Here is a 24,290-nt window from a genome sequence, read left to right as displayed (position 1 = left end):
TAGCTCACTGGTCGAGTGACGCTGCGCCGAAAATGTATCGGGGCTAAACGATTCACCGAAGCTGTGGATGCATACTTTGAGTATGCGTGGTAGGAGAGCGTTCTAACAGCGTTGAAGTCAGACCGGAAGGACTGGTGGAGCGGTTAGAAGTGAGAATGCCGGTATGAGTAGCGAAACATGGGTGAGAATCCCATGCACCGTATGACTAAGGTTTCCTGAGGAAGGCTCGTCCGCTCAGGGTTAGTCGGGACCTAAGCCGAGGCCGATAGGCGTAGGCGATGGACAACAGGTTGATATTCCTGTACCACCTCCTCACCGTTTGAGAAATGGGGGGACGCAGTAGGATAGGGTAAGCACGCCGTTGGTTGCGCGTGTTCAAGCAGTAAGGCGTGTATGTAGGCAAATCCGCATACTTTAACGTTGAGCTGTGATGACGAGCTCGTATGAGCGAAGTTCCTGATTTCACACTGCCAAGAAAAGCCTCTATCGAGGTGAGAGGTGCCCGTACCGCAAACCGACACAGGTAGTCGAGGAGAGAATCCTAAGGTGTGCGAGAGAACTCTCGTTAAGGAACTCGGCAAAATGACCCCGTAACTTCGGGAGAAGGGGTGCTTCTTTGGGTGCATAGCCTAGAGAAGCCGCAGTGAATAGGCCCAGGCGACTGTTTAGCAAAAACACAGGTCTCTGCAAAACCGTAAGGTGACGTATAGGGGCTGACGCCTGCCCGGTGCTGGAAGGTTAAGAGGAGCGGTTAGCGCAAGCGAAGCTGTGAATTGAAGCCCCAGTAAACGGCGGCCGTAACTATAACGGTCCTAAGGTAGCGAAATTCCTTGTCGGGTAAGTTCCGACCCGCACGAAAGGCGTAACGATCTGGGCACTGTCTCAACGAGAGACTCGGTGAAATTATAGTACCTGTGAAGATGCAGGTTACCCGCGACAGGACGGAAAGACCCCGTGGAGCTTTACTGTAGCCTGATATTGAATTTTGGTACAACTTGTACAGGATAGGTAGGAGCCAGAGATCTCGGAGCGCCAGCTTCGAAGGAGGCGTCGGTGGGATACTACCCTGGTTGTATTGAACTTCTAACCCATGCCCCTTAGCGGGGTAGGAGACAGTGTCAGGCGGACAGTTTGACTGGGGCGGTCGCCTCCTAAAGAGTAACGGAGGCGCCCAAAGGTTCCCTCAGAATGGTTGGAAATCATTCGTAGAGTGTAAAGGCATAAGGGAGCTTGACTGCGAGACCTACAAGTCGAGCAGGGTCGAAAGACGGGCTTAGTGATCCGGTGGTTCCGCATGGAAGGGCCATCGCTCAACGGATAAAAGCTACCCCGGGGATAACAGGCTTATCTCCCCCAAGAGTCCACATCGACGGGGAGGTTTGGCACCTCGATGTCGGCTCATCGCATCCTGGGGCTGTAGTCGGTCCCAAGGGTTGGGCTGTTCGCCCATTAAAGCGGTACGCGAGCTGGGTTCAGAACGTCGTGAGACAGTTCGGTCCCTATCCGTCGTGGGCGTAGGAAATTTGAGAGGAGCTGTCCTTAGTACGAGAGGACCGGGATGGACATACCGCTGGTGTACCAGTTGTCTTGCCAAAGGCATCGCTGGGTAGCTATGTATGGACGGGATAAGTGCTGAAAGCATCTAAGCATGAAGCCCCCCTCAAGATGAGATTTCCCATTACGCAAGTAAGTAAGACCCCTGAAAGACGATCAGGTAGATAGGTTCGAGGTGGAAGTGCGGTGACGCATGCAGCTGACGAATACTAATCGGTCGAGGACTTAACCACATTTTATTGCACAAACTCAATGAAACGTTTATCCAGTTTTGAAAGAATGAAAATTCTTTTCAAGGGTTTCAAGACACACTAGTGGATTGGAAGCCAATTAAGGAACGTCTACTAAAAGCACCACGTCCTGTGGTAACGTAGACGCCAGCACATCCATGTGCAAGTGAAGTGATGATGGCAAAGAGGTCACACCCGTTCCCATACCGAACACGGAAGTTAAGCTCTTTAGCGCCGATGGTAGTTGGGGGCTTCCCCCTGTGAGAGTAGGACGTCGCTTCGCTAGAATATTGGAGGATTAGCTCAGCTGGGAGAGCACCTGCCTTACAAGCAGGGGGTCGGCGGTTCGAGCCCGTCATCCTCCACCATTTCTAAAATGCCGGTGTAGCTCAGTTGGTAGAGCAACTGACTTGTAATCAGTAGGTCGAGGGTTCGACTCCTTTCGCCGGCACCATTTAGAGAGCCATTAGCTCAGTTGGTAGAGCATCTGACTTTTAATCAGAGGGTCGAAGGTTCGAGTCCTTCATGGCTCACCAGTTTATATTTAATACTGCTTAGCGGGTGTGGCGGAATTGGCAGACGCACTAGACTTAGGATCTAGCGCCGCAAGGCGTGGGGGTTCGACTCCCTTCACCCGCACCATTTTAATTTCATAAAACTGTCAGAGTAAAAATATCTTAAGCATTTTGCGGAAGTAGTTCAGTGGTAGAACACCACCTTGCCAAGGTGGGGGTCGCGAGTTCGAACCTCGTCTTCCGCTCCAAAAAATGCCGGGGTGGCGGAACTGGCAGACGCACAGGACTTAAAATCCTGCGGTGAGTGATCACCGTGCCGGTTCGATTCCGGCCCTCGGCACCATCTTTACAATAAACAATATGCGCCCGTAGCTCAATTGGATAGAGCGTCTGACTACGGATCAGAAGGTTGTGGGTTCGACTCCTGCCGGGCGCGCCATATTATTTCGGAATGTAGCTCAGCTTGGTAGAGCACTTGGTTTGGGACCAAGGGGTCGTAGGTTCGAATCCTGTCATTCCGACCATTATTTATGGGGCCTTAGCTCAGCTGGGAGAGCGCCTGCCTTGCACGCAGGAGGTCAGCGGTTCGATCCCGCTAGGCTCCACCATAATTTTGTAACCAAAATAAAGATCCTGGCGGTGTAGCTCAGTTGGCTAGAGCACTCGGTTCATACCCGAAAGGTCGTGGGTTCGACTCCCTCTGCCGCCATCTTAAAGGACCTTTAGCTCAGTTGGTTAGAGCAGACGGCTCATAACCGTCCGGTCACAGGTTCGAGTCCTGTAAGGTCCACCAGTTAACGTACTAATAATAATGGAGGTATACCCAAGTCTGGCTGAAGGGATCGGTCTTGAAAACCGACAGGCGGGTAACACCGCGCGGGGGTTCGAATCCCTCTACCTCCTCCATTTTTACAAACTGGGTACTGAAAACAGGTTCAACATCATATTATCGCGGGGTGGAGCAGTGGTAGCTCGTCGGGCTCATAACCCGAAGGTCGCAGGTTCAAGTCCTGCCCCCGCAACCAAATGGTCCCGTGGTGTAGCGGTTAACATGCCTGCCTGTCACGCAGGAGATCGCCGGTTCGATCCCGGTCGGGACCGCCATTTGTGGGTTTGTAGCTCAGTTGGTAGAGCATTAGATTGAAGCTCTAAGTGTCGGCGGTTCGATTCCGTCCAAACCCACCATATGCGGGTGTAGTTTAGTGGTAAAACCTCAGCCTTCCAAGCTGATGTTGTCGGTTCGATTCCGATCACCCGCTCCAGTTTTTAAATAGGGCCTATAGCTCAGCTGGTTAGAGCGCACGCCTGATAAGCGTGAGGTCGATGGTTCGAGTCCATTTAGGCCCACCATATTATTCCGAAGTAGCTCAGTTGGTAGAGCATCCGGCTGTTAACCGGCAGGTCGCAGGTTCGAGTCCTGCCTTCGGAGCCATTTTTTCTATTTTTGGGGACATACTCAAGAGGCTGAAGAGGCGCCCCTGCTAAGGGTGTAGGTCGCGTAAGCGGCGCGAGGGTTCAAATCCCTCTGTCTCCGCCATCGGCCCGTTGGTCAAGTGGTTAAGACACCGCCCTTTCACGGCGGTAACACGGGTTCGAATCCCGTACGGGTCATACATAGAAAAGCGGAAAACGCTAAGTACTGTTACATGTACTTAGCGTTTTTTTGCGTCAAAAGCTCTATAAAAATAATAAACAATGCTGCAATACTCAAAGAACTAATAATTTCTTATACAATAGTATATTGTTCAAAGATATAAAAACTAAGTTGAAATATAATTTTCCAATTAACCCACAACAGTTATCTTCTTTAAATGAATTATTTTATTAGTGTAGCTAAAAAAGCATATTTTTTCGATCACTATGTTGAAGGATGCATGATTAAAGGAGAATATGCTAGAAGGCAGGAGCGGAAATGTAGAAGGGATTGTCCAGTTATTAATTAACCATAGAAGTAGTTCAGTTAAAGCAAATTAGAGGGGGAATAAACCTACTTATCCCTATAGTCTATGAATAGAGGTATTAAATCCCCAATACCATTGTAAAAAGCAATTCAAAAGGTGAATAACAAGGATTTACTATCTGATTCGTTGAACCCCAAATAAAGCTGCCGTATGCATAAATCCATCTAAAGAATATACCCATTTCAAAGCATTTAATTATGAATAATATTATTATAGAATAACATAGGAAAAATGGAGAATACTATAGAGATAGAGAATATATTGAAAAAACATTAGGATGAAATAATAAAAGATATAGACTAAAAAATAATGGTAAATGTATGGACATTTCCTTGACAGTTTTAGTTGATAAAATGTATAAATAAGAAGTCGTATATTCTAAAACACTTGATATTTATCAGTAATGTTAATAATTATATCAGAATGATTTATAAATATTAAAAACAAGTCTTGATAAAATTAGTCAAACATATTAGAATTTCGTTATACTAAGTAAACGTTTTCATGTGCAACCTCAATGGAATTATGGAAAAAATAGAAAAAAATATATTTTATAAAAATAATTTCAAAAAAAGTATTGCATTATAAAAAAAGTAATGATAATATAAATCTTGTCCTTAAGAGAAAGGACATGCGGTTACAAAAGAGTAACTTGCAAAGACCCATTGGAGGATTAGCTCAGCTGGGAGAGCACCTGCCTTACAAGCAGGGGGTCGGCGGTTCGAGCCCGTCATCCTCCACCATTTCTAAACTGCCGGTGTAGCTCAGTTGGTAGAGCAACTGACTTGTAATCAGTAGGTCGAGGGTTCGACTCCTTTCGCCGGCACCATTTAGAGAGCCATTAGCTCAGTTGGTAGAGCATCTGACTTTTAATCAGAGGGTCGAAGGTTCGAGTCCTTCATGGCTCACCAGTTTATATTTTATACTGCTTAGCGGGTGTGGCGGAATTGGCAGACGCACTAGACTTAGGATCTAGCGCCGCAAGGCGTGGGGGTTCGACTCCCTTCACCCGCACCATTTTAATTTCATATTACTGTCAGAGTAAAAAAATATCTTAAGCATTTTGCGGAAGTAGTTCAGTGGTAGAACACCACCTTGCCAAGGTGGGGGTCGCGAGTTCGAACCTCGTCTTCCGCTCCAAAAAATGCCGGGGTGGCGGAACTGGCAGACGCACAGGACTTAAAATCCTGCGGTGAGTGATCACCGTGCCGGTTCGATTCCGGCCCTCGGCACCATCTTTACAATAAACAATATGCGCCCGTAGCTCAATTGGATAGAGCGTCTGACTACGGATCAGAAGGTTGTGGGTTCGACTCCTGCCGGGCGCGCCATATTATTTCGGAATGTAGCTCAGCTTGGTAGAGCACTTGGTTTGGGACCAAGGGGTCGTAGGTTCGAATCCTGTCATTCCGACCATCATTTATGGGGCCTTAGCTCAGCTGGGAGAGCGCCTGCCTTGCACGCAGGAGGTCAGCGGTTCGATCCCGCTAGGCTCCACCATAATTTTGTAACCAAAATAAAGATCCTGGCGGTGTAGCTCAGTTGGCTAGAGCACTCGGTTCATACCCGAAAGGTCGTGGGTTCGACTCCCTCTGCCGCCATCTTAAAGGACCTTTAGCTCAGTTGGTTAGAGCAGACGGCTCATAACCGTCCGGTCACAGGTTCGAGTCCTGTAAGGTCCACCAGTTAACGTACTAATAATAATGGAGGTATACCCAAGTCTGGCTGAAGGGATCGGTCTTGAAAACCGACAGGCGGGTAACACCGCGCGGGGGTTCGAATCCCTCTACCTCCTCCATTTTTACAAACTGGGTACTGAAAACAGGTTGAACATCATATTATCGCGGGGTGGAGCAGTGGTAGCTCGTCGGGCTCATAACCCGAAGGTCGCAGGTTCAAGTCCTGCCCCCGCAACCAAATGGTCCCGTGGTGTAGCGGTTAACATGCCTGCCTGTCACGCAGGAGATCGCCGGTTCGATCCCGGTCGGGACCGCCATTTGTGGGTTTGTAGCTCAGTTGGTAGAGCATTAGATTGAAGCTCTAAGTGTCGGCGGTTCGATTCCGTCCAAACCCACCATATGCGGGTGTAGTTTAGTGGTAAAACCTCAGCCTTCCAAGCTGATGTTGTCGGTTCGATTCCGATCACCCGCTCCAGTTTTTAAATAGGGCCTATAGCTCAGCTGGTTAGAGCGCACGCCTGATAAGCGTGAGGTCGATGGTTCGAGTCCATTTAGGCCCACCATATTATTCCGAAGTAGCTCAGTTGGTAGAGCATCCGGCTGTTAACCGGCAGGTCGCAGGTTCGAGTCCTGCCTTCGGAGCCATTTTTCTATTTTTGGGGACATACTCAAGAGGCTGAAGAGGCGCCCCTGCTAAGGGTGTAGGTCGCGTAAGCGGCGCGAGGGTTCAAATCCCTCTGTCTCCGCCATCGGCCCGTTGGTCAAGTGGTTAAGACACCGCCCTTTCACGGCGGTAACACGGGTTCGAATCCCGTACGGGTCATACATAGGAAAACGAAGAACGCTAAGTACTGTTACATGTGCTTAGCGTTTTTTTTGTATAAAAGGAGCGGATCTTGTGAATGAACGTTTAAAAGTATTTGATCAATATTATAAGGAAACGGGCATTGAACAACGTAAACTCATTCATGCAAAAGGTTATTGGCATGAAGTGTTTCATTGCTGGGTTATTGAAAAAACAAATTCAGAATGGCGCATTTATTTACAGCTGAGAAGCAAAAATAAAAAGGATTACCCAAACCAATTTGATATCACCGCAGCTGGTCATATACCGGCAACGGAGACGATTGAGGACGGTGTACGCGAATTAAAGGAAGAAGTAGGGATTAACGTAATGTTTTCGCAATTAACGTCACTTGGAGTCATCCCGTACAGTATAGACAATGAAAAAATAAAGGATTATGAGTTTGCAAACGTATTTGTATATGTGTTAACAGGAGGAATTGAGCAGTTTACTCTTCAACGCGAAGAACTTGATGGTATATACTCTGCTAACTTAAACCAATTTATATTGCTTGCGACACATAAAATAAAGGAAATCGAAGTATCCGGTTATAAATACGTAAATGATTTACGTCATGATGAAGTGAAACGGATCGGACTAGAACAAATGTCTGCACTGCCCGAAAGCTATTTGCAGGAGTTTATCCCGAGATTGAAAAAGATGTTAATTGAAGCAACCTGAAAACACTTAGGTTAGCTTCTTTTTTTAGAATAATTAAGAAAATATAATTAACTATTGACCTTCACGTTGCGTCAACCTTTATAGTACTAATTAGGAGGTGATCATGTGCTAATTAATGAACTGGTCAAACTTTCGGGTGTGAGTGCACGCACACTGCGATATTACGATGAAATCGGCTTGATGAGGCCTTCTGCTGTTGCGGAAAATGGCTACCGGCAATACAGCCAAGACGATATTGACCGGTTACAGCAAATACTATTTTACCGGGAGCTTGATTTTAAGTTAGAAGAAATAAAGAAATTGCTCGATCATCCTGATTATAAAGTAAAAGAAGCACTGAAAAAACAATTCGAGCTACTACAAAAGAAAAGACAATATATCGACGACTTACTAATAACGATAGAGCAAACAATCCAAATGATGGAAGGGGAACTTAAGATGACAAATGAACAGAAGTTTGACGTATTTAAAAACAAATTGATCGAAGAAAATGAAAAGAGCTACGGTCAGGAAATACGTGATAAATACGGTGAAGCTCAAGTGGAAACGAGCAATAAAAAATTCAGGGATATGACAGAAGAACAATATAATGCGATGCAGCAACTGGAACAACAACTATTTGAACGTTTAAAAGAAGCGCTTGTGTCCGGGGATGTAACATCAGACATAGCAATGGAAGCAGCGGAACTTCATAAACGCTGGTTAAGCTTCTCCTGGGCAAAATATACTCCTGAAGCACATATAGGCCTAGCACAGATGTATGTAAGCGATGACCGGTTCACTGCTTACTATGATGAGCGTGTCGCTCCTGGAGCTACACAATTTTTGCATGATGTAATCACTGTTTATGCAGCGAACAAATAAGAAAAGATGTTTTAGAAATCCCCATAAAGGTAATATTTTATTAATGGAAAAAGGGGGATTTAATATGGATATCAATCAATTACAACAATTACGTAGCGTTTTAGAAGAGGAACTTGCGACATTGCAGGAGCATGTTAATGAAGAACCATCTTTAGATGAAACAGAAATAACGGCAGTTGATAATCATCCGGCAGATGCAGCAACTGATTTAACGACAATTGTTACGGAAAAAACATTAAGTGAACTGAAGGAAGACGAAATCGAAAGAATTCAAACAGCTTTAAATGCTATGGATGAGGGCACATACGGGGAATGTATCGTATGTGGAAAAGAGATTCCCTTTGAGCGTTTAGAAGCGGTTCCGACAGCTTTAACATGTATTGACCATGTAGAAGAAGTGGCAGAATAATAAAAGAGGTATGTTGACTGTTCAACATACCTCTTTTAGTTTTAAATGAAATATGAAATTAATAGACCTACAGCCAACAAGAAACCGAAAATCGTGTTTGTTTGGGCTGTATATTTCATTGCCGGCATTACTTCCAGCGGTTTTTCTTTTGCTCGGAATAATTTAATCGCTTCAATCGGTTTTTTCACGCTTAATAATACAAGCAGTGCCCATGGTGTCAAATGACCTAGAACGATAAGAACAATGATCCAAATATACGAAACAATAAAGAAACCGGCCAGTACAGTTACTGCGTTATGTCGGCCAACTAAAATGGCCATCGTTTTACGTCCGCCTTCTGTATCTCCAACAATATCCCGGATATTATTTGAAAGCATAATCGCTCCGACTAAAATCATACTCGGCACAGAGATAATTACAGCATCAGCTGTTACATCGCCTGTTTGAATAAAGAAAGCAATCAGAACAATCCCCATCCCCATTACTGCCCCTGAAACTAGCTCTCCGAACGGTGAATAAGCAATCGGATACGGTCCGCCAGTATACAGATAGCCGATCAGCATACATACAAGACCGACAGCAACAAGCCACCAGGATGTCATGGCACATATGTAAACGCCTAATAGCATTGCGATACCGTAAAAACTTAGCGCAATAGCCATAATAGTTTTTGGTGCTACACCATGTCGGACGATTGTGCCTCCAATACCGACTGAATTTTCATTATCCAGGCCAAGTTTATAATCATAATATTCATTGAACATATTGGTTGCTGCCTGTATGAGCATACTGGCAATAAGCATTGCAAAAAACAGTCCAAAATGAATTGTTTCATGATTTATAGAAAGTGCCATAGACGTACCTAATAATACAGGTACAAATGAAGCTGTTAATGTGTGGGGACGTGTTAAATGCCACCAAACTTTAAAACCCGTGTCCGCTTCAACGACTTTTGTCATAAAAAAACGCTCCTAACTAAATACAATTATCTAAACTATTGTAATGCAAATAAAACAAATTGAACAGAGTGAAGGGACAATACATGTAACGTTTGCTCGAAAAATGTTATGATAGGAACGTATTATTTACTGCGCGAACGCAAAAAAATAAGCAAATTATATAAAAATTCAGGCACGTATTAAAATAACGCTATACTTGCATCATACTTAGTGAATTTGCAACATGACGGAGGGAATTTTCATGCAACACAAGTGGTACAACGCCACTGAAATAGAAGTAGGCTCAAATTCAAAGCAAATTTTTTATATGGAAACAATCGAAGTAAGCCGATTATCCGCATTGGCATTTTTTGCTGCGGGCGAATCGAAATATAAAGGAAAACGCAACTACTGGCAAAATCGTGAAAAAACCTTCACATTGGTTGGTTTAGGTCATGCCTATACAATCGAAAACAATGCATCTGATGCCCGTTTCGATTTAGTAGAACGTGAATGGAAAAAACTGACGAGTCAAATCATAGAGGAAGATCAGCATCTGCAGCCAATCCTTTTCGGCGGTTTTACTTTTGATCCGCAAAATGAAGTTTCGGCAGAATGGACAAACTTCCCGCAAAGCTATTTTACTGTCGCAACACATCAGTTAGTTATTCGTAATGATAAAGCGTATGTAACAATTAACTATATTACGGATGAGGAAAATAGTGCGAAAACATTTGAAGCACTTCGTAAGGAACGTGATGAACTCATCCATGCAGCACAGGTGAAGGAAGTAAAAACTTATCCGAAACCGAAGATGACAAGCTATATGGAACCTTATAAGCAGGAATATTTAAATTCCATCAATAAAGTGACAAGCCTCATCAAAGCAAACGAAGCGCAAAAGGTTGTTATTGCCCGGTCTTTAGCATTGCAATTTGAGGAAACGATTACATCTCCGCAAATTTTGTCGCATGTCGTACATGAGCAGCCGGAGAGCTATTTGTTTGGCTTGGAGCATGGTGATTTACTGTTTTACGGTGCTTCACCGGAACGTTTAGTGAAGGTGGATAACGGTCGTGCCTATTCTTCATGTGTAGCGGGCTCGATTAAGCGCGGTACAACAGCTGAAGCTGACGAGGAATTAGGGAGAACGTTGCTGAGCGATCTGAAAAATCTTGGAGAGCATCATTATGTTGTGGAGATGATTACGGATACATTTAATAAAAATTGTACGGAAGTAAAAGTTCCGCATGGACCGAAGCTATTGAAAATCCGTGATATTCAGCATTTATATACACCGGTTGAAGGACAGTTAAATGATGATGCAACGATTTTGCAGCTTGTGAAACATTTGCATCCAACACCAGCTTTAGGCGGTGTTCCGCGTGAACAGGCAATGGAAATCATCCGGACATATGAGCCGATGAACCGAGGTCTGTATGCGGCTCCAATCGGCTGGCTGGATGCCGATGGAAATGGCGAGTTTGCAGTAGCAATTCGTTCGGCTGCATTAGTACAGGATAAAGCGTATTTATATGCAGGCGGAGGCATTGTCGAAGATTCGGAAGCGCAATCGGAATATGAAGAGACTCTCGTGAAATTCCGACCAATGCTTCGAGCTTTAGGAGGCCAGTTACATGAATGATCGTGAAGTATTATCCAATTATGTATATACAATAGTATCAGCATTAGTAGCGTCTGGTGTAGAGCAGGTTGTCGTAAGTCCCGGCTCCCGTTCTACGCCGCTTGCCTATGCATTTGCGTCAACGAAGGAAATCGAAATGCATCGTCAAGTCGATGAACGGGCAGCAGCCTTTTACGCGCTGGGATTAGCTAAATCGACTGCAAAACCGGTCGTACTCGTATGTACTTCTGGAACAGCAGCGGCCAATTACTATCCGGCCATTGTCGAAGCAAAATATGCCCGAGTGCCGCTAATTGTTTTAACAGCAGACCGTCCGCATGAATTACGTGAAGTAGGAGCACCTCAAACGATCAATCAAGTACGTTTATATGGGGAAAATGTGAAATGGTCGGCAGAATTTCCGATTCCGGATGAGGCACCGCAAACGCTTCCGTTTATCGAACGCCATACTGTCCGTGCAGTAAATATTGCAACGACAGCACCATTTGGACCGGTCCATTTGAATATCCCGTTCCGTGAACCGTTGATTATCGATTTTGCGGAAACATTGCCAGCATCAAGCTATATTAAAAGCTATACAAATGAACTTCAGCCTGCCAAGCAAGCGGTAGCTGAACTGACAGAAATCATCGAACAAACAACGAACGGAATTCTGATCGTAGGAGAATTGCCGCTAGGAACGAACACGGAACATTTATGGGATTTTATTCGTGAAGTGAAATGGCCGGTAATGATTGAAAGCTTATCAAACCTGCGCACAGAAATACCGGAGGATTGCCAAATATATGCGATTACTACATATGATGCATTGATGAAAAATGAGCGATTCAAACGAAATGTTCGACCAGAAACGGTCATTCGTTTCGGAGCACAGCCTGTTTCCAAATTTTTAATGCAGTTTATCGTACAGGCAAAACCGCAAAGCTATATTGTCATCGACGAAGATCCGATGTATAGGGATTCTACTCATATGTCGACACATTTCATTCATGCCTTGCCAGGAGAATGGCTGTCGGATGTGAAGTTAGCGCACTCTCGAGCAGAAATGGCATACGTTCAATTTTGGAAAATGGCAGATTTACTAGCTGCTGATGTCATTGAAAAGTATAGTGAATTTGCCGATGATGAAGGGGCAATGGTACAGGCATTCCTTACAAGTATTGAGGAGGACGCCGACATTTATGTTAGCAGCAGTATGCCGATACGTGACATTGATACATTTTTACTTACACAAAATCGTCCTGTTCAAATTTTCGCAAATCGCGGAGCAAATGGGATCGATGGAGTAACATCTACAGCACTGGGCTTCAGTAATGGCCGAAAAAACCGCAAAACGTATTTATTGATTGGTGATTTGGCATTTTTGCATGATGCCAATGCATTTGTTGCAAGCCGTTATCAGGAGTGCGATTTAACGGTACTTGTCATGAATAATGACGGGGGCGGCATCTTCTCGTATTTACCGCAATCGAAGGTAGAGGAGCATTATGAAGATCTTTTCGGTACACCGACTGCATTGACATTCGAACAAATGGCCAAAATGTATGAGCTGGATTACGTAAAAGCAACATCATTGGAACAATTTACGGCTGCATTGTCTGAGGATAAACAAACATCGATTAAACTGATCGAAGCTTTCACAGATCGGGAAGAGAATGTGAAGCAGCATCGACAGCTGTGGGCGCGGATTCATGAGGTGATGGAACAATGGCTCGCTTCACTGTAAAAGGGTTGGATGTGCATATTGAACAGTGGAATGAACAGGCAACTCAAACGGTTGTATTTCTTCATGGTTTTACAGGGAGCACAAATACATGGAAAAAGATTGTTTCGCTACTGCCTTCAAACATCCGATGTATTGCAGTTGATCTAATCGGACATGGTAAAACAGCAGCACCGACTACTGTTGAATCGTACTCGATGGCATTTCAAGTGGAACTGCTGCATGAACAGTTTCAACAATTAAAGCTAGATACTTTTACGCTGGTAGGCTATTCAATGGGAGGACGTGTAGCGCTGAGCTATGCGGTTCGTTATCCGTCTGGAATTGAGCATTTGCTTTTGGAAAGTGCTTCCCCAGGACTAGTGGAAGAACAGCAGCGTACTACACGAAAACAGGCGGATGATACACTTGCGGAAAAGATACTTGCAAATGGGATTGAATCATTCGTAAATAAGTGGGAGAATATCCCGCTGTTTGCTTCTCAAAAAAGACTTCTTCCAGATGTACAGCAGGAAATCCGTTCAGAGCGCATACAGCAGAGAGAAATCGGGCTTGCAAACAGTCTGCGCGGCATGGGAACAGGTGTAATGCCCGAACTTTGGGGTAAGCTTAATACATTAACAATGCCTGTAACACTCGTTACCGGTCAGCTTGACGAAAAATTCGTGCAATTAAACAATGAAATGCAAGAGCGTATCGAAAAAGCAAATCATCTTATTATTCCAGCAGTTGGCCACGCAATTCATGTGGAAAATCCGACAAAGTTTGCTACAATAGTAAAGGAAACGATTTCATAACCGAATTAGGAGGCAATATATATGACAAAGCAACGTCTATGGACATCTTTACATACTTACGAAGATATTAAGTATGAATACTATAACGGAATCGCAAAAATTACGATTAACCGTCCAGAAGTTCGCAACGCTTTCCGTCCAAAAACAACAGCGGAAATGATCGATGCTTTCACACGTGCTCGTGATGATGAGCGTGTTGGTGTAATTATTTTAACAGGTGAAGGCGAGCATGCATTCTGCTCAGGCGGCGACCAAAAAGTACGCGGTCATGGCGGCTATGTAGGCGATGACCAAATTCCTCGCTTAAACGTTTTAGACTTACAAACATTAATCCGTAAAATTCCGAAACCGGTTGTAGCGATGGTAGCAGGTTATGCGATCGGCGGCGGCCATGTACTGCACGTAGTATGTGACTTAACAATCGCTGCAGAAAATGCACGTTTCGGCCAAACAGGTCCTAAAGTCGGTTCATTCGATGCTGGTTACGGTTCAGGTTACCTAGCACGTATCGTAGGACATAAAAAAGCTCGTGAAATCTGGTACTTATGCCGTCAGTACGATGCGCAGCAAGCACTTGAAATGGGCTTAGTAAACACAGTTGTACCATATGAGCAGTTAGAAGATGAAACAGTAAAATGGTGTGAAGAGATGCTTGAAATGTCTCCAACAGCATTACGTTTCTTAAAAGCTGCAATGAACGCAGACACAGACGGTTTAGCTGGTATCCAACAGCTTGCTGGTGATGCGACACTTCTTTACTACACTACTGATGAAGCAAAAGAAGGCCGCGATGCATTCAAAGAGAAACGTAAACCAGACTTCGGTCAATTCCCACGTTTCCCTTGATTTGTTCGTTATACTATTCAAAAGGGATGTCCGAAAACTTTGGACATCCCTTTTCTTTACGATAGGAGGAAAAAGGGATGCAGCCAAACTGGATAAAGCAACGCGCCTATTTAACACCGAATCGAATCGCACTGAGCTTTCATGATGAGCAATGGACGTTTAAAGAGCTTTATTTAAAGTCTGTCAGCTTAGCCTATAAATTAAATACACTTCGTTTAACAAGTGGAAAGCGGGTAGCAATTTTAGCACCGTCTACACCGCCTTTAATCGAACTGCTCTATGGATGTATGCAGGCACAATGCGAGATGGTGCTGCTAAATGGAAGACTTGCAAAACAGGAGCTTGCGTATCAAGTTGAAGATGCAGAAGTGGATGCGATATTAGTAGCCGATGAAGAGCTTGCCAAACTTCCTGATGATGCCCGGATCATTCCATTTTCCAAGCTCTATGAGACAACAGAATCGAAATATGAGATTGCAGCACAGTGGGATGAGGACTTTGCACTGACAATCATGTATACATCCGGAACAACAGGATTTCCGAAAGGTGTTTGCCAAACGGTTTCAAACCATAGTTCCAGCGCAGTCAGCTCGGCATTGAACTTAGGTATTTCAGAGAACGATACATGGCTTTGTACTGTTCCGATTTTTCATATAAGTGGTTTTTCGATTGTCGTCCGTTCATTGCTATATGGGATGAAAATACGTTTATATGAAAAATTCGATGCTGAAAAATGTGCTCAGGAAATTATCGAAGGTACCGTTACGAAAATGTCGGTCGTTTCGGTCATTCTTGAAAATATCCTTTCCGAAATGGAACGGGTTGGACAAAAAGCGCATCCTCAATTTACAACCGCTTTGGCAGGAGGCGGTCCGGTTCCTGTCGATTATTTAAAACGTGCAGAAAAACTGGAGTTACGTGTTGCCCAAACTTACGGCATGACGGAAACATCTTCTCAAACCGCAACATTGGCAAACGAGGATGCCATGACACATATCGGATCTGCCGGCAAGCCGCTGTTCTTCAATGAAGTAAAAATTGATGCAAAAGACGGGGAATCCATAGGTGAAATTTTAATCCGCGGACCTCATGTAACACCGAAATATATCGGCCGATTTAAAGACAAACCGACGACTACTAATGGCTGGCTCCATACAGGGGATGTCGGATATTTAGATGAACAAGGTTATTTATATGTCGTCGATCGCCGCAGTGACTTGATTATTTCAGGTGGTGAAAATATTTATCCGGCTGAAATTGAAAACATACTTCTCGGACATCCAAATGTAAAAGAGGCGGGTGTTTGTGGAATGGAGCATAACAAATGGGGGCAAGTACCTGTTGCTTTTATTGTTTCAAAAAAACAGATGTCAGAACAAGAAATCATCGACTTCTGTACAGAGCATTTAGCAAATTATAAAGTCCCGAAGCAAGTTCACTTTGTTCACCATTTACCTCGAAGCGGCTCCAATAAGCTTTTGCGAAGAAAGCTGATGCAGCTGTTGGAAGAGTGATAAAGAAATGAAAAGGTCCAAGCATAACATGGAATGCTTGGACCTTTTTGTATGATTAATTGCTTAAAGCTTGTTTGAGGACATCCATATTTTTACGCATTAATGTAAAGTAGTCTTCATTGTTTTGGATATCTTCTTTTGTTAAAACACTTAAATTATGCAATGTTAATGTTTCTGCATTTACTTCTTTTTGAATAATTTCCGTTAATTTAGATGAAACATTTTGCTCGAAGAAAATATACTGGATATCTTCTTTGTTTGCTAAATCAACAATTGCCGTTAATTCCTTTTGCGAAGGTTCACTTTGTGAGTTAAGACCAGCGACAGGAACTTGATTGAAACCGTAATGTCCCGCAATATAGCCGAATGCTGCATGCGATACAAAGAATGTTTTATTCGTCGTAGCGGCAGCCATCTCTTCAAAGTCTGAATGTAATGCTGCAAGCTCTGTTAATAATTGCTCGTAGTTAGAATTGAAAGTTGCTTCATGTTCCGGTAATGCAGCAACAAGCTCATCTTTAATCGTTAATGCCAACTGCTGTGAAATAACCGGGGATAACCATACATGCGCATCATGTTCTTCGTGTGCATGCTCTTCTCCGTCATCATGCCCGTGGTCATCATGTTCCTCATGCTCGGCATGTGTATGACCTGTTGAAATGTGAAGCTGATCTTCCGTTACATCAGCAGCAGTAGCTACTAATTTTACATCTTCATTGGCCAAAGTTTTCTGCGCATTTTCAACAAACCCTTCGAGTCCAAGACCGATGTAGAAAAACAAATCCGCATCTGCTAAAGCCATCATGTCTTTTTGGGTTGGTTCAAATGAATGCTCATTTGCACCTGCAGGATAAATAGAAGAGACATCAACGTACTCTCCACCGATTTGCTCTGTGAAATACTGTAATGGATAAACGGTAGTATAAACCGAAAGGGCATCTCCATTTTGCTGTGATTCGTTTTTATCTTTTTTAGTATCCTCTGCATTACAAGCAGCTAATAATAAAATTAGCGTAAACATCGAAATGATTGAAAACCATTTTTTCATTATAAGTAAATCTCCTTAAATAGTAATAATTACGATTTGTATTTTTGAACATTTTCAATCATACAGGATTCAATAAAAAAAAACAATATAAAAAGCCTTCGAAAATTACTTTTTTTTCGAAGGCCATTTTTCAGGTACTGGATCGAATCCACCTGGGTGAAGCGGCTGACATTTTAGTATTCGAATAACGGTCATGATCGATCCTTTTATTGCACCATGCTTTTGAATTGCTTCAATCCCATAGTGTGAACATGTCGGATGGAACCGGCAGGAAGGCGGCGACATGGGCGAAATATATTTTTGATAAAGACGAATGAATCCGATAAATAGTTTTTTCATTGCTGTTTGTGCTCTCCATTTTTATAAGTCCGGATTGGTTTGGCATCAACGGTTTGTTTTAATGATACGCTGTTTTTCCGGGCAAGTAAAATAATAGAGAATGCGAATATTCCCATAATCGTTACGATCACAATCAATACAATAGGTAAGCTCATGTTTTTCACCTCGCTCTCTTCCATCTTACATGAAAAAAACAGGGTATGTGTAAATAATGGTTGAACTAAATGTTTTAAGAAGTGATAGAACGGATATAATACAACCATGATACATTTCTAAAAATAATAGAAATAGTAAAATATCAGGATTAAAATTTCGCTTAGAAATTTTAAAAATAATTTATGAGGTGAAGGACAATGGCAAAGAAACAATTAAACACACAATTAAATGATTTAGTAGCAACATGGTCGGTAATGTATACGAAGTTACATAACTATCACTGGTATGTAAACGGACCATCATTCTTTACATTACACGTAAAATTTGAAGAACTATACAACGAAGTAACACTTAACTTAGATGAAATCGCAGAACGTATTTTAACAAAGGGCGGTAAACCTGTTGCAACATTAAAGGAACATTTAGATCTTTCTTTAATTGAAGAAGCATCAGGCAAAGAAGAAACAGAAGAAATGGTAGCTATCTTAATTAAAGACTTCAATACAATTATGGATGCTTTAAATAAGGCAATGGAAACAGCTTCAGAAGAAGGCGATGACCGCACAGAGGATTTACTGAATGCTCAATTCCAAAGCCTTGAGAAACATACATGGATGTTAAATGCTTATTTAGGCAAATAATATCGGTTAAAACGACTCCAAAATCGGAGTCGTTTTTTGTTTATTCAGCGGTCTTTACGATACGGAATGACTGTGCGATCCCTTACGATGTATAAATGCGATTATTGCCGTCCACCTTAACTATGAGGTGAGAATAATGGAAAAAAATAATGTTTATGTATCCATTGCCAATTTAACATGCAATCTGCATCCAGGGTCATCCTATGAATTTGTACTGAAAATGGAGCCGTACAAAGCGCGTGTATTTATGAAGCTGTTCAATCAGATGCAGGAGCTGGAGGCGTCAAATGCATTCCGGGCCCATATGCCATTTATTCCATATCATTTGGACAGATTAAATCATGAAATCGACCACCGTCTGAAAAAAGTCTATGCGCTGATACATGAATTCGGTGATGAGGAAACGAAAAAATTCGTTGAGCAACTGCCTTACTTTACTCGTTAAATAGGCGATTTGATTGAACGGGTGACATCTGTTCGTTACACTATATAGTAGGAGTTGAGCGAAAAGATGTTTACATTTATCGATGAAAATAATTTACAAGTTGATTTAAGATTTGATGAAGGTCCATTCGAAGTTGAACCGAAGCATGTATTGGCACTCGTACAATATAAGGGGAAATGGTTATGCACGATTCATCACCGTAGAGGTGTTGAGTTTCCAGGCGGCAAGCAGGAACCCGGCGAGACGTTATACGAAGCGGCTGTCCGAGAGGTTTACGAAGAAGCAAATGTGGTCATAGAAGATGTAAAGTGGTTTGCCTACTACATTGTGCATGATGAGGTTCCGTTTTGCAAAGCGGTCTTTACTGCTAAAGTAAAGGCCATCGAACCTTTTACAGGAGACCATGAAACGGAAGGCATGTTATGGCTGACAGAAGAGGAGCTTTGGCAGCAGCCAAAATTGAGTTTCTATATGCGGGATGCAGGAATGAAAAAGATGTTGCAGGAAGTGAAAAATCATGAACGACAATGGTAAGATTTTTTCGATACGCAATTACCCGTCACCAAATCCTCATATCCGATTAGATGAAATCACGTATTGGTCACAAGGATTGCGTGTAAAAGGATTACTGGCGCGTCCTAAAGCTTCTGGTACATATGAAGCGCTTTTATATTTGCGCGGGGGACTTCAATCGATTGGCATGGTCAGACCTGCACGTATTGCCCAGTTTGCGATGCAAGGCTTCGTCGTGTTTGCCCCGTATTACCGCGGAAATCGCGGAGGGGAAGGAAAGGACGAATTCGCCGGGGATGACCGTTATGATGCAGTAAACGGCATAGAAGTACTGAAGCAATTTATTCAGGTGGACAAAGTGAATTTATATGGTTTTTCCCGCGGCGGGTTAATGGTATTATGGACAGCAATTTTACGTAATGATATTAAATCGCTCGTAACATGGGCAGGAGTATCAGATGCGACCGCAACATATTGGGAGCGTGTGGATATGCGGCGCGGATTAAAAAGAATCGTGGGCGGTACGCCAAATAAAGTACCGGAAAACTATGATGACCGTACCCCATTATTAGAAATCGAAAAAATTCAAACTCCCGTCCTCATTATTCATGGTACAGAAGATCAGCATGTTGATATCGAGCATGCCTATAAATTGGAGCAGTATTTAAAAAGGGAAGGGAAATCTGTTGAGACATGGTACTCATCCGGATTAAAGCATCACTATCCCCCAAACCTGAACCGTGATACTGTGAAAAACTTGTGTGACTGGATGAAACGCCAATAAATACACAACAAAAAAGGGGGTGGGACAAAACCCGCCCCAAAATCAAAAGCCGTTCAAATTTACGATGAGTAAAGTTTGAACGGCTTTATTATTATGTGTCTACTATGTAGTCGTTGTTCTCCGTTACGGCGGACGCTTTCCTGGGGGCACGGCTCGAGCCTGTAGTCTCTCCCACGTGCTTGTCCCCTGGGAGTCGCCGCCTTCACTCCGAACAACTAATTTTTCTTCTATATCAAGTAAATCTCTGCATAATTTCAGGCATGAAAAAAGGACATTCTCTGTTAAAATTTAAGTATCCTACAACCAAATTTCAAACGAAAGAAGTGTCCCTATGTTTAAAGATTATAACATGAATCAAATTATATTACCGCTAGATTTAGAAGTAAAGTTACATAAAAATGATATTGCCTTTTCTATCCATCATTTGGTCGAAAGCATTCCGAACGAAGCTTTCGCTCCTTTTATTCACCATACTGGTTGTCCATCATATCATCCACGTATGATGCTAAAGCTGATTTTATGCGGTTACACACAATCCACTTTTTCAGGAAGAAAAATAGAGGATCTGACAAGAGACAGTATCCGTATGATGTGGCTTGCCCAAGGATATGAACCAAGTTATCGCACTATTAACCGTTTTCGTGTACATCCCAATATGAAGGAACTCATTCGCCAATGTTTTGTACAATTCCGCTGTCAGCTAGTTGAAGAAAAACTCATCGATCAAGAAGCGATTTTTATCGATGGCACAAAGATTGAGGCAAATGCCAATAAATTCACATTTGTTTGGAAAAAATCAGTGGAAAAACATCATACCAACCTCGTAGAAAAATCAAATAAACTTTACGATGAGTTATTGGAGCATCAAATTATTCCTGAAATCAAACGTGAAAGTGATGAGCAGTTATCGATAGAAGAGTTAACTCAAGTAGCACATCACCTAGAAGAAGTAGTCGACGACTATACAAGCAAAATAGAACATTCTGAAGATGTCATTGAGCGAAAAAGATTACGTAGCGAACGAAAAACACCGAAGCAAATCCTCAAACAAGTACATGATTGGATCATAAGAAAGCAGAAATACCAAAAAGATTTTGAAGTGTTTGGCACACGTAACAGTTATTCAAAGACGGATCATGAAGCAACATTTATGCGGATGAAAGATGACTATATGCAAAACGGCCAATTGAAGCCAGGGTATAATGTACAAATCGCTACTGAAGGTCAATACACACTCGCTTATGATGTATTTCCAAATCCAACAGACACGAAAACACTTATTCCATTTCTTAGTCAAATTGAAGAAAATTATTTCGAGTTACCAAAACATATTGTAGCGGATGCCGGATACGGCAGTGAACAGAATTACCATGATATTCTTAACAAACGCAAACGAACTCCACTCATTACATTTAATCAATACTTGAACGAACAGAAGCGAAAATATAAAAATGATCCTTTTAAGACAAGTAATTGGGTGTATGAGAAAGAAAACGATGTCTACATTTGCCCAAATGAAAAGAGATTACGATTCCAATATAACTCTGTTCGTACAGATAAATCGGGTTTTCAACGAGAATTTAAAATCTATGAATGTGAGGAATGTACAGGGTGTCCTTTCCGTACAAAATGTACAAAAGCTGCAGAAGGTAAAAATCGTAGACTCATGATTAATGAGAAATGGGAAAAACAAAAAGAAGAAGTAAGAGCGAAGCTTTCAGAAGAAAAAACGGCTGCCATTTATCGTCGACGTAAAATCGACGTGGAGCCAGTTTTTGGATTCTTGAAGGCTAATTTGTGTTTCCGTCGATTTTCTGTTCGTGGAAAATCGAAAGTTACTAACGAAATAGGTTTGGCATTAATGGCCACAAATTTAAGGAAGTATGCGGTAAGAGGATAACACCTCTTCCAATATTTTCTTTATAAAACGCAAAAAAGAGAAATTGCATTGTGCAATTTCTCTTTTTGCGTGAACTGGAACTAATTCTGTCCCAACCCCTTTTGATTGAATAAACGTAGCTGATTAGTAAATTATACTAATGGGCCGCCTTTTTGAATGATTTCTTCTTCAACATTCTCGAATTTCTTGAAGTTGTTTTTGAACAGTTCAGCAAGTTCAGAAGCTTTTTTGTCGTATGCCACTTTGTCTGCCCATGCATCACGAGGATTTAATACGTTTGTTGGTACACCTTCAATTTCTACAGGGATGTTTAATCCGAAGACAGCATCTTTTGTAGTGTCAACATTGTTTAATTTCCCTTCGATTGCAGCGCGAACCATTTTACGTGTATATGAAAGCTTCATACGGCTACCTACACCGTATTCGCCACCAGTCCAACCAGTGTTTACTAAGAATACTTGTGAACCGTGCTCATCAATTTTCTTACCTAATTGCTCAGCATAAACTGTAGCGGCAAGCGGTAGGAATGGAGAACCGAAGCATGTAGAGAATACTGGTTCCGGCTCTGTTACACCGCGCTCTGTTCCGGCAAGTTTAGAAGTGAAACCGCTTAGGAAGTGATACATTGCCTGCTCTTTCGTTAATTTAGAGATAGGAGGTAATACACCGAATGCATCGGCTGTTAAGAAGACGATTGTATTCGGATGACCTGCTACTGATGGCAATACAATATTGTCGATAAAGTCGATTGGGTAAGCAACACGTGTGTTTTCTGTTAAAGAACCGTCTGCATAGTCGCATTCGCGTGATTCAGGGTCTACTGCCACGTTTTCCAATACTGAACCAAAGCGGATCGCATTGTAGATTTCCGGCTCATTTTCAGCAGATAGGTTGATTGTTTTTGCGTAGCAACCACCTTCAATGTTGAATACACCGTTGTCAGACCAGCCGTGCTCATCATCACCGATTAATTTGCGGTCTTTGTCAGCTGATAACGTAGTTTTCCCTGTACCAGATAAACCGAAGAATAATGCTACATCGCCTTCTTCGCCAACGTTGGCAGAGCAGTGCATTGGGAAAATACCTTGTTCAGGTAATAAGTAGTTCATAATACCGAAGATTGACTTCTTCATTTCACCTGCGTACTCAGTTCCGCCGATTAAGATGATTTTCTTTTCGATAGATGTTATAATAAATGTTTCCGATCCAGTACCGTCTACTTCCGGATCTGCTTTGAAGTTTGGCGCAGATACGATTGTAAACTCGGCAACGTGTTTAGCCAATTCGTCTGCTGTTGGGCGGATGAATAATTGATGACAGAATAGGTTATGCCAAGCATATTCATTAATTACTTTAATAGATAATTGAGAATCTTTGTCTGCACCGGCAAAACCGTTGAATACATATAACTCGTCGCGTTCTTTTAAGTAATTTAAAACTTTTACATAAAGTTTATCAAATACTTCTGCTGAGATCGGACGGTTGACTTTACCCCAATCGATTTTGTCTTTTGAGATTTCTTCTTCTACTATATATTTATCTTTAGGAGAGCGGCCAGTATATTTGCCTGTTTCAGCGCGTAAAGCACCCTCAACAGTTAGCGTTGCTTCTCCGCGTGATGTCGCTTTTTCAATCAATTGTGGAACAGATAATTGAGTTTTGATGTTTTCCCCGTTTAAAAGTTCTTTCAGCTCGTTAGCAATTTCTACCGAATTCATCTATTAAATACCATCCTTTTTTATAGTATTCCCTTATAGAGGGGAGTTGATTCCTAATTCAAAAATAGTATAACACATTAAGTGAAATAATCTATACTAATTGCAAATTATTTTTTCGTAAATTTTGACATATCGAAAAAAGTCAAAATTTGTTGACAGTCATTGATTTTTTGCGTAAAATGTTTTATTGAACGGATACTCTTATCCCGAGCTGGTGGAGGGGCAGGCCCTATGAAACCCGGCAACCTGCGTATATTTTATACGTGTTGGTGCCAACCTGATGCAAGGGCAAAATTTCCCTTGAACGATAAGAGTGAAAGGTAACGAAACGTAATATCCTTTCCTCACGTGTGATGAACACGGCTATGAGCGAAAGGATTTTTTTTATTCTGTTTTACAATTTCGTACTGAGCGAAAATTATATAGTTACAGCCTTTCAGACCCTCGTGTTAAAGCAAATATAGCTTGACGTTAAAAAGGCCGGATACGCATATGCGTAAGTGCTCTAATATAACGGACATGGGTAATGAGTACCGTATCAATAAA

The 24,290-nt window shown here is 42.4% G+C and carries 18 protein-coding genes, 40 tRNA genes, 2 rRNA genes and 1 riboswitch (1 of these 61 only partly in view); of the genes, 55 read left to right on the top strand and 5 right to left on the bottom strand.

The annotated features are described in order from the left end of the window. The 45 genes from MKY71_RS13490 to MKY71_RS13270 all read left to right on the top strand — a co-directional run. A 23S ribosomal RNA gene (locus MKY71_RS13490) occupies nucleotides 1-1,787 on the top strand; it begins 1,142 nt to the left of the window's first position. Nucleotides 1,788-1,951: 164 nt separating this feature from the next. Continuing rightward, nucleotides 1,952-2,067, top strand: a 5S ribosomal RNA gene (gene rrf / locus MKY71_RS13485). A gap of 9 nt (nucleotides 2,068-2,076) precedes the next feature. Next, nucleotides 2,077-2,152: transfer RNA gene (locus MKY71_RS13480), tRNA-Val, on the top strand. Between the two features lie 10 nt (nucleotides 2,153-2,162). Beyond that, nucleotides 2,163-2,238: transfer RNA gene (locus MKY71_RS13475), tRNA-Thr, on the top strand. Nucleotides 2,239-2,244: 6 nt separating this feature from the next. Further along, a tRNA-Lys gene (locus tag MKY71_RS13470) sits at nucleotides 2,245-2,320 on the top strand. A 21-nt stretch (nucleotides 2,321-2,341) separates the two neighbouring features. Continuing rightward, a tRNA-Leu gene (locus tag MKY71_RS13465) sits at nucleotides 2,342-2,426 on the top strand. Nucleotides 2,427-2,472: 46 nt separating this feature from the next. Then, nucleotides 2,473-2,547: transfer RNA gene (locus tag MKY71_RS13460), tRNA-Gly, on the top strand. Nucleotides 2,548-2,553: 6 nt separating this feature from the next. Continuing rightward, nucleotides 2,554-2,642 (top strand) — tRNA-Leu (locus MKY71_RS13455). Nucleotides 2,643-2,661: 19 nt separating this feature from the next. Beyond that, a tRNA-Arg gene (locus MKY71_RS13450) sits at nucleotides 2,662-2,738 on the top strand. An 8-nt stretch (nucleotides 2,739-2,746) separates the two neighbouring features. After that, nucleotides 2,747-2,823 (top strand) — tRNA-Pro (locus tag MKY71_RS13445). An 8-nt stretch (nucleotides 2,824-2,831) separates the two neighbouring features. Further along, nucleotides 2,832-2,907, top strand: a tRNA-Ala gene (locus MKY71_RS13440). Nucleotides 2,908-2,934: 27 nt separating this feature from the next. Continuing rightward, nucleotides 2,935-3,008, top strand: a tRNA-Met gene (locus tag MKY71_RS13435). Between the two features lie 7 nt (nucleotides 3,009-3,015). Beyond that, nucleotides 3,016-3,092, top strand: a tRNA-Ile gene (locus MKY71_RS13430). Nucleotides 3,093-3,112: 20 nt separating this feature from the next. Further along, a tRNA-Ser gene (locus MKY71_RS13425) sits at nucleotides 3,113-3,205 on the top strand. 44 nt (nucleotides 3,206-3,249) lie between these two features. After that, nucleotides 3,250-3,324 (top strand) — tRNA-Met (locus MKY71_RS13420). A gap of 3 nt (nucleotides 3,325-3,327) precedes the next feature. Further along, nucleotides 3,328-3,403 (top strand) — tRNA-Asp (locus MKY71_RS13415). Between the two features lie 5 nt (nucleotides 3,404-3,408). Beyond that, nucleotides 3,409-3,484, top strand: a tRNA-Phe gene (locus MKY71_RS13410). A 3-nt stretch (nucleotides 3,485-3,487) separates the two neighbouring features. After that, nucleotides 3,488-3,561 (top strand) — tRNA-Gly (locus tag MKY71_RS13405). Between the two features lie 11 nt (nucleotides 3,562-3,572). Beyond that, nucleotides 3,573-3,649: transfer RNA gene (locus MKY71_RS13400), tRNA-Ile, on the top strand. A gap of 6 nt (nucleotides 3,650-3,655) precedes the next feature. Then, nucleotides 3,656-3,731: transfer RNA gene (locus MKY71_RS13395), tRNA-Asn, on the top strand. Nucleotides 3,732-3,745: 14 nt separating this feature from the next. After that, nucleotides 3,746-3,836 (top strand) — tRNA-Ser (locus tag MKY71_RS13390). Between the two features lie 2 nt (nucleotides 3,837-3,838). Continuing rightward, nucleotides 3,839-3,910 (top strand) — tRNA-Glu (locus tag MKY71_RS13385). 1,017 nt (nucleotides 3,911-4,927) lie between these two features. Beyond that, nucleotides 4,928-5,003, top strand: a tRNA-Val gene (locus tag MKY71_RS13380). 10 nt (nucleotides 5,004-5,013) lie between these two features. Then, nucleotides 5,014-5,089: transfer RNA gene (locus MKY71_RS13375), tRNA-Thr, on the top strand. Between the two features lie 6 nt (nucleotides 5,090-5,095). Further along, nucleotides 5,096-5,171 (top strand) — tRNA-Lys (locus MKY71_RS13370). 21 nt (nucleotides 5,172-5,192) lie between these two features. Further along, nucleotides 5,193-5,277 (top strand) — tRNA-Leu (locus MKY71_RS13365). A 48-nt stretch (nucleotides 5,278-5,325) separates the two neighbouring features. Continuing rightward, a tRNA-Gly gene (locus MKY71_RS13360) sits at nucleotides 5,326-5,400 on the top strand. 6 nt (nucleotides 5,401-5,406) lie between these two features. Then, nucleotides 5,407-5,495, top strand: a tRNA-Leu gene (locus MKY71_RS13355). A 19-nt stretch (nucleotides 5,496-5,514) separates the two neighbouring features. Then, nucleotides 5,515-5,591, top strand: a tRNA-Arg gene (locus MKY71_RS13350). An 8-nt stretch (nucleotides 5,592-5,599) separates the two neighbouring features. Beyond that, nucleotides 5,600-5,676 (top strand) — tRNA-Pro (locus tag MKY71_RS13345). 8 nt (nucleotides 5,677-5,684) lie between these two features. Then, nucleotides 5,685-5,760 (top strand) — tRNA-Ala (locus tag MKY71_RS13340). 27 nt (nucleotides 5,761-5,787) lie between these two features. Beyond that, a tRNA-Met gene (locus MKY71_RS13335) sits at nucleotides 5,788-5,861 on the top strand. 7 nt (nucleotides 5,862-5,868) lie between these two features. Then, nucleotides 5,869-5,945, top strand: a tRNA-Ile gene (locus MKY71_RS13330). Nucleotides 5,946-5,965: 20 nt separating this feature from the next. After that, nucleotides 5,966-6,058 (top strand) — tRNA-Ser (locus tag MKY71_RS13325). Nucleotides 6,059-6,102: 44 nt separating this feature from the next. After that, nucleotides 6,103-6,177: transfer RNA gene (locus MKY71_RS13320), tRNA-Met, on the top strand. Between the two features lie 3 nt (nucleotides 6,178-6,180). Beyond that, nucleotides 6,181-6,256 (top strand) — tRNA-Asp (locus tag MKY71_RS13315). A gap of 5 nt (nucleotides 6,257-6,261) precedes the next feature. Then, a tRNA-Phe gene (locus MKY71_RS13310) sits at nucleotides 6,262-6,337 on the top strand. 3 nt (nucleotides 6,338-6,340) lie between these two features. Then, a tRNA-Gly gene (locus MKY71_RS13305) sits at nucleotides 6,341-6,414 on the top strand. 11 nt (nucleotides 6,415-6,425) lie between these two features. Next, nucleotides 6,426-6,502: transfer RNA gene (locus MKY71_RS13300), tRNA-Ile, on the top strand. A 6-nt stretch (nucleotides 6,503-6,508) separates the two neighbouring features. Beyond that, nucleotides 6,509-6,584: transfer RNA gene (locus MKY71_RS13295), tRNA-Asn, on the top strand. A 13-nt stretch (nucleotides 6,585-6,597) separates the two neighbouring features. Further along, a tRNA-Ser gene (locus MKY71_RS13290) sits at nucleotides 6,598-6,688 on the top strand. A 2-nt stretch (nucleotides 6,689-6,690) separates the two neighbouring features. Further along, nucleotides 6,691-6,762: transfer RNA gene (locus MKY71_RS13285), tRNA-Glu, on the top strand. Between the two features lie 75 nt (nucleotides 6,763-6,837). After that, a complete protein-coding gene (locus MKY71_RS13280; RefSeq protein WP_340732922.1) occupies nucleotides 6,838-7,464 on the top strand; it encodes an NUDIX hydrolase in 627 nt (208 codons plus the stop codon). 105 nt (nucleotides 7,465-7,569) lie between these two features. Then, nucleotides 7,570-8,328 (top strand): MerR family transcriptional regulator, encoded by a 759-nt coding sequence (locus MKY71_RS13275; protein WP_340732921.1) that lies wholly within the window; start codon nucleotides 7,570-7,572, stop codon nucleotides 8,326-8,328. A gap of 64 nt (nucleotides 8,329-8,392) precedes the next feature. After that, entirely contained in the window at nucleotides 8,393-8,737 is a 345-nt protein-coding gene (locus tag MKY71_RS13270; RefSeq protein WP_339172760.1) for a TraR/DksA C4-type zinc finger protein, read from the top strand. 41 nt (nucleotides 8,738-8,778) lie between these two features. On the opposite strand, the gene MKY71_RS13265 is transcribed toward MKY71_RS13270, so the two are convergent. Beyond that, nucleotides 8,779-9,696 carry a 1,4-dihydroxy-2-naphthoate polyprenyltransferase gene (locus MKY71_RS13265; RefSeq protein WP_339172758.1) on the bottom strand — a complete coding sequence of 306 codons (918 nt, stop codon included), beginning with the start codon at nucleotides 9,694-9,696 and terminating at the stop codon, nucleotides 8,779-8,781. A 241-nt stretch (nucleotides 9,697-9,937) separates the two neighbouring features. On the opposite strand from MKY71_RS13265, the gene MKY71_RS13260 reads away from it, so the two are divergent. The 5 genes from MKY71_RS13260 to MKY71_RS13240 all read left to right on the top strand — a co-directional run bounded on the left by MKY71_RS13260 (nucleotide 9,938) and on the right by MKY71_RS13240 (nucleotide 16,200). After that, nucleotides 9,938-11,320 carry an isochorismate synthase gene (locus MKY71_RS13260; protein WP_340732919.1) on the top strand — a complete coding sequence of 461 codons (1,383 nt, stop codon included), beginning with the start codon at nucleotides 9,938-9,940 and terminating at the stop codon, nucleotides 11,318-11,320. Then, nucleotides 11,313-13,046 (top strand): 2-succinyl-5-enolpyruvyl-6-hydroxy-3-cyclohexene-1-carboxylic-acid synthase, encoded by a 1,734-nt coding sequence (gene menD, locus MKY71_RS13255; RefSeq protein WP_340732918.1) that lies wholly within the window; start codon nucleotides 11,313-11,315, stop codon nucleotides 13,044-13,046. Before MKY71_RS13260 ends, menD begins: the two co-directional genes overlap by 8 nt. Then, nucleotides 13,028-13,840 carry a 2-succinyl-6-hydroxy-2,4-cyclohexadiene-1-carboxylate synthase gene (gene menH, locus MKY71_RS13250; protein WP_340732917.1) on the top strand — a complete coding sequence of 271 codons (813 nt, stop codon included), beginning with the start codon at nucleotides 13,028-13,030 and terminating at the stop codon, nucleotides 13,838-13,840. Before menD ends, menH begins: the two co-directional genes overlap by 19 nt. Before the next feature lie 21 nt (nucleotides 13,841-13,861). Beyond that, nucleotides 13,862-14,686 carry a 1,4-dihydroxy-2-naphthoyl-CoA synthase gene (menB, locus tag MKY71_RS13245; RefSeq protein WP_008408141.1) on the top strand — a complete coding sequence of 275 codons (825 nt, stop codon included), beginning with the start codon at nucleotides 13,862-13,864 and terminating at the stop codon, nucleotides 14,684-14,686. 77 nt (nucleotides 14,687-14,763) lie between these two features. Beyond that, nucleotides 14,764-16,200 carry an o-succinylbenzoate--CoA ligase gene (locus MKY71_RS13240; RefSeq protein ID WP_340732916.1) on the top strand — a complete coding sequence of 479 codons (1,437 nt, stop codon included), beginning with the start codon at nucleotides 14,764-14,766 and terminating at the stop codon, nucleotides 16,198-16,200. Between the two features lie 55 nt (nucleotides 16,201-16,255). On the opposite strand, the gene MKY71_RS13235 is transcribed toward MKY71_RS13240, so the two are convergent. The 3 genes from MKY71_RS13235 to MKY71_RS13225 all read right to left on the bottom strand — a co-directional run bounded on the left by MKY71_RS13235 (nucleotide 16,256) and on the right by MKY71_RS13225 (nucleotide 17,742). After that, the gene (locus tag MKY71_RS13235; protein ID WP_340732914.1) at nucleotides 16,256-17,248 is read right to left on the bottom strand and encodes a metal ABC transporter solute-binding protein, Zn/Mn family; all 993 of its coding nucleotides are present in this window, start codon (nucleotides 17,246-17,248) and stop codon (nucleotides 16,256-16,258) included. A gap of 105 nt (nucleotides 17,249-17,353) precedes the next feature. Beyond that, nucleotides 17,354-17,587, bottom strand: a complete 234-nt coding sequence (gene yidD, locus MKY71_RS13230) for a membrane protein insertion efficiency factor YidD (RefSeq protein WP_339172744.1) — start codon at nucleotides 17,585-17,587, stop codon at nucleotides 17,354-17,356. Then, nucleotides 17,584-17,742: a hypothetical protein gene (locus MKY71_RS13225; protein ID WP_339172741.1), complete on the bottom strand. Its 159-nt coding sequence runs from the start codon at nucleotides 17,740-17,742 to the stop codon at nucleotides 17,584-17,586. The genes yidD and MKY71_RS13225 overlap by 4 nt, the downstream gene beginning before the upstream one ends. A gap of 198 nt (nucleotides 17,743-17,940) precedes the next feature. Between MKY71_RS13225 and MKY71_RS13220 the strand changes: the two genes are divergently transcribed. The 5 genes from MKY71_RS13220 to MKY71_RS13200 all read left to right on the top strand — a co-directional run bounded on the left by MKY71_RS13220 (nucleotide 17,941) and on the right by MKY71_RS13200 (nucleotide 22,026). Continuing rightward, nucleotides 17,941-18,384: a Dps family protein gene (locus MKY71_RS13220; RefSeq protein ID WP_339172738.1), complete on the top strand. Its 444-nt coding sequence runs from the start codon at nucleotides 17,941-17,943 to the stop codon at nucleotides 18,382-18,384. Nucleotides 18,385-18,520: 136 nt separating this feature from the next. Further along, on the top strand, nucleotides 18,521-18,829 hold the full coding sequence (locus tag MKY71_RS13215) for a transposase (protein ID WP_339195500.1): 309 nt from the start codon (nucleotides 18,521-18,523) through the stop codon (nucleotides 18,827-18,829). A gap of 66 nt (nucleotides 18,830-18,895) precedes the next feature. Continuing rightward, nucleotides 18,896-19,363: an NUDIX hydrolase gene (locus tag MKY71_RS13210; RefSeq protein WP_339172736.1), complete on the top strand. Its 468-nt coding sequence runs from the start codon at nucleotides 18,896-18,898 to the stop codon at nucleotides 19,361-19,363. Next, nucleotides 19,347-20,126, top strand: a complete 780-nt coding sequence (locus tag MKY71_RS13205) for an alpha/beta hydrolase family protein (RefSeq protein WP_340732912.1) — start codon at nucleotides 19,347-19,349, stop codon at nucleotides 20,124-20,126. The genes MKY71_RS13210 and MKY71_RS13205 overlap by 17 nt, the downstream gene beginning before the upstream one ends. A 331-nt stretch (nucleotides 20,127-20,457) precedes the next feature. Further along, on the top strand, nucleotides 20,458-22,026 hold the full coding sequence (locus MKY71_RS13200) for an IS1182 family transposase (protein ID WP_340732910.1): 1,569 nt from the start codon (nucleotides 20,458-20,460) through the stop codon (nucleotides 22,024-22,026). 131 nt (nucleotides 22,027-22,157) lie between these two features. Here the strand turns inward: MKY71_RS13200 and pckA are convergent, their stop codons facing one another. After that, nucleotides 22,158-23,744, bottom strand: coding sequence for a phosphoenolpyruvate carboxykinase (ATP) (pckA, locus tag MKY71_RS13195; RefSeq protein ID WP_339195495.1), 1,587 nt, complete (start codon nucleotides 23,742-23,744; stop codon nucleotides 22,158-22,160). 198 nt (nucleotides 23,745-23,942) lie between these two features. Next, nucleotides 23,943-24,058, top strand: a riboswitch (SAM riboswitch). Nucleotides 24,059-24,290: the final 232 nt, after the last annotated feature.

The sequence above is a fragment of the Solibacillus sp. FSL W7-1324 genome, from assembly GCF_038008025.1.
In the GTDB taxonomy this organism is placed as follows: domain Bacteria; phylum Bacillota; class Bacilli; order Bacillales_A; family Planococcaceae; genus Solibacillus.
The sequence above is the reverse complement of the archived record's forward strand: the minus strand, read 5'-3'. Positions and strand labels throughout refer to the sequence as shown.

What these genes read in the sequence shown, in the direction of transcription:
- menH (WP_340732917.1), top strand. Translation starts at nt 13,028, where the DNA reads ATGGCTCGCTTCACTGTAAAAGGGTTGGATGTGCATATTGAACAGTGG.
- MKY71_RS13205 (WP_340732912.1), top strand. Translation starts at nt 19,347, where the DNA reads ATGAACGACAATGGTAAGATTTTTTCGATACGCAATTACCCGTCACCA.
- menD (WP_340732918.1), top strand. Translation starts at nt 11,313, where the DNA reads ATGAATGATCGTGAAGTATTATCCAATTATGTATATACAATAGTATCA.
- MKY71_RS13215 (WP_339195500.1), top strand. Translation starts at nt 18,521, where the DNA reads ATGGAAAAAAATAATGTTTATGTATCCATTGCCAATTTAACATGCAAT.
- menB (WP_008408141.1), top strand. Translation starts at nt 13,862, where the DNA reads ATGACAAAGCAACGTCTATGGACATCTTTACATACTTACGAAGATATT.
- MKY71_RS13210 (WP_339172736.1), top strand. Translation starts at nt 18,896, where the DNA reads ATGTTTACATTTATCGATGAAAATAATTTACAAGTTGATTTAAGATTT.
- MKY71_RS13235 (WP_340732914.1), bottom strand. Translation starts at nt 17,248, where the DNA reads ATGAAAAAATGGTTTTCAATCATTTCGATGTTTACGCTAATTTTATTA.
- MKY71_RS13265 (WP_339172758.1), bottom strand. Translation starts at nt 9,696, where the DNA reads ATGACAAAAGTCGTTGAAGCGGACACGGGTTTTAAAGTTTGGTGGCAT.
- yidD (WP_339172744.1), bottom strand. Translation starts at nt 17,587, where the DNA reads ATGAAAAAACTATTTATCGGATTCATTCGTCTTTATCAAAAATATATT.
- MKY71_RS13270 (WP_339172760.1), top strand. Translation starts at nt 8,393, where the DNA reads ATGGATATCAATCAATTACAACAATTACGTAGCGTTTTAGAAGAGGAA.
- MKY71_RS13220 (WP_339172738.1), top strand. Translation starts at nt 17,941, where the DNA reads ATGGCAAAGAAACAATTAAACACACAATTAAATGATTTAGTAGCAACA.
- pckA (WP_339195495.1), bottom strand. Translation starts at nt 23,744, where the DNA reads ATGAATTCGGTAGAAATTGCTAACGAGCTGAAAGAACTTTTAAACGGG.
- MKY71_RS13225 (WP_339172741.1), bottom strand. Translation starts at nt 17,742, where the DNA reads ATGAGCTTACCTATTGTATTGATTGTGATCGTAACGATTATGGGAATA.
- MKY71_RS13200 (WP_340732910.1), top strand. Translation starts at nt 20,458, where the DNA reads ATGTTTAAAGATTATAACATGAATCAAATTATATTACCGCTAGATTTA.
- MKY71_RS13260 (WP_340732919.1), top strand. Translation starts at nt 9,938, where the DNA reads ATGCAACACAAGTGGTACAACGCCACTGAAATAGAAGTAGGCTCAAAT.
- MKY71_RS13240 (WP_340732916.1), top strand. Translation starts at nt 14,764, where the DNA reads ATGCAGCCAAACTGGATAAAGCAACGCGCCTATTTAACACCGAATCGA.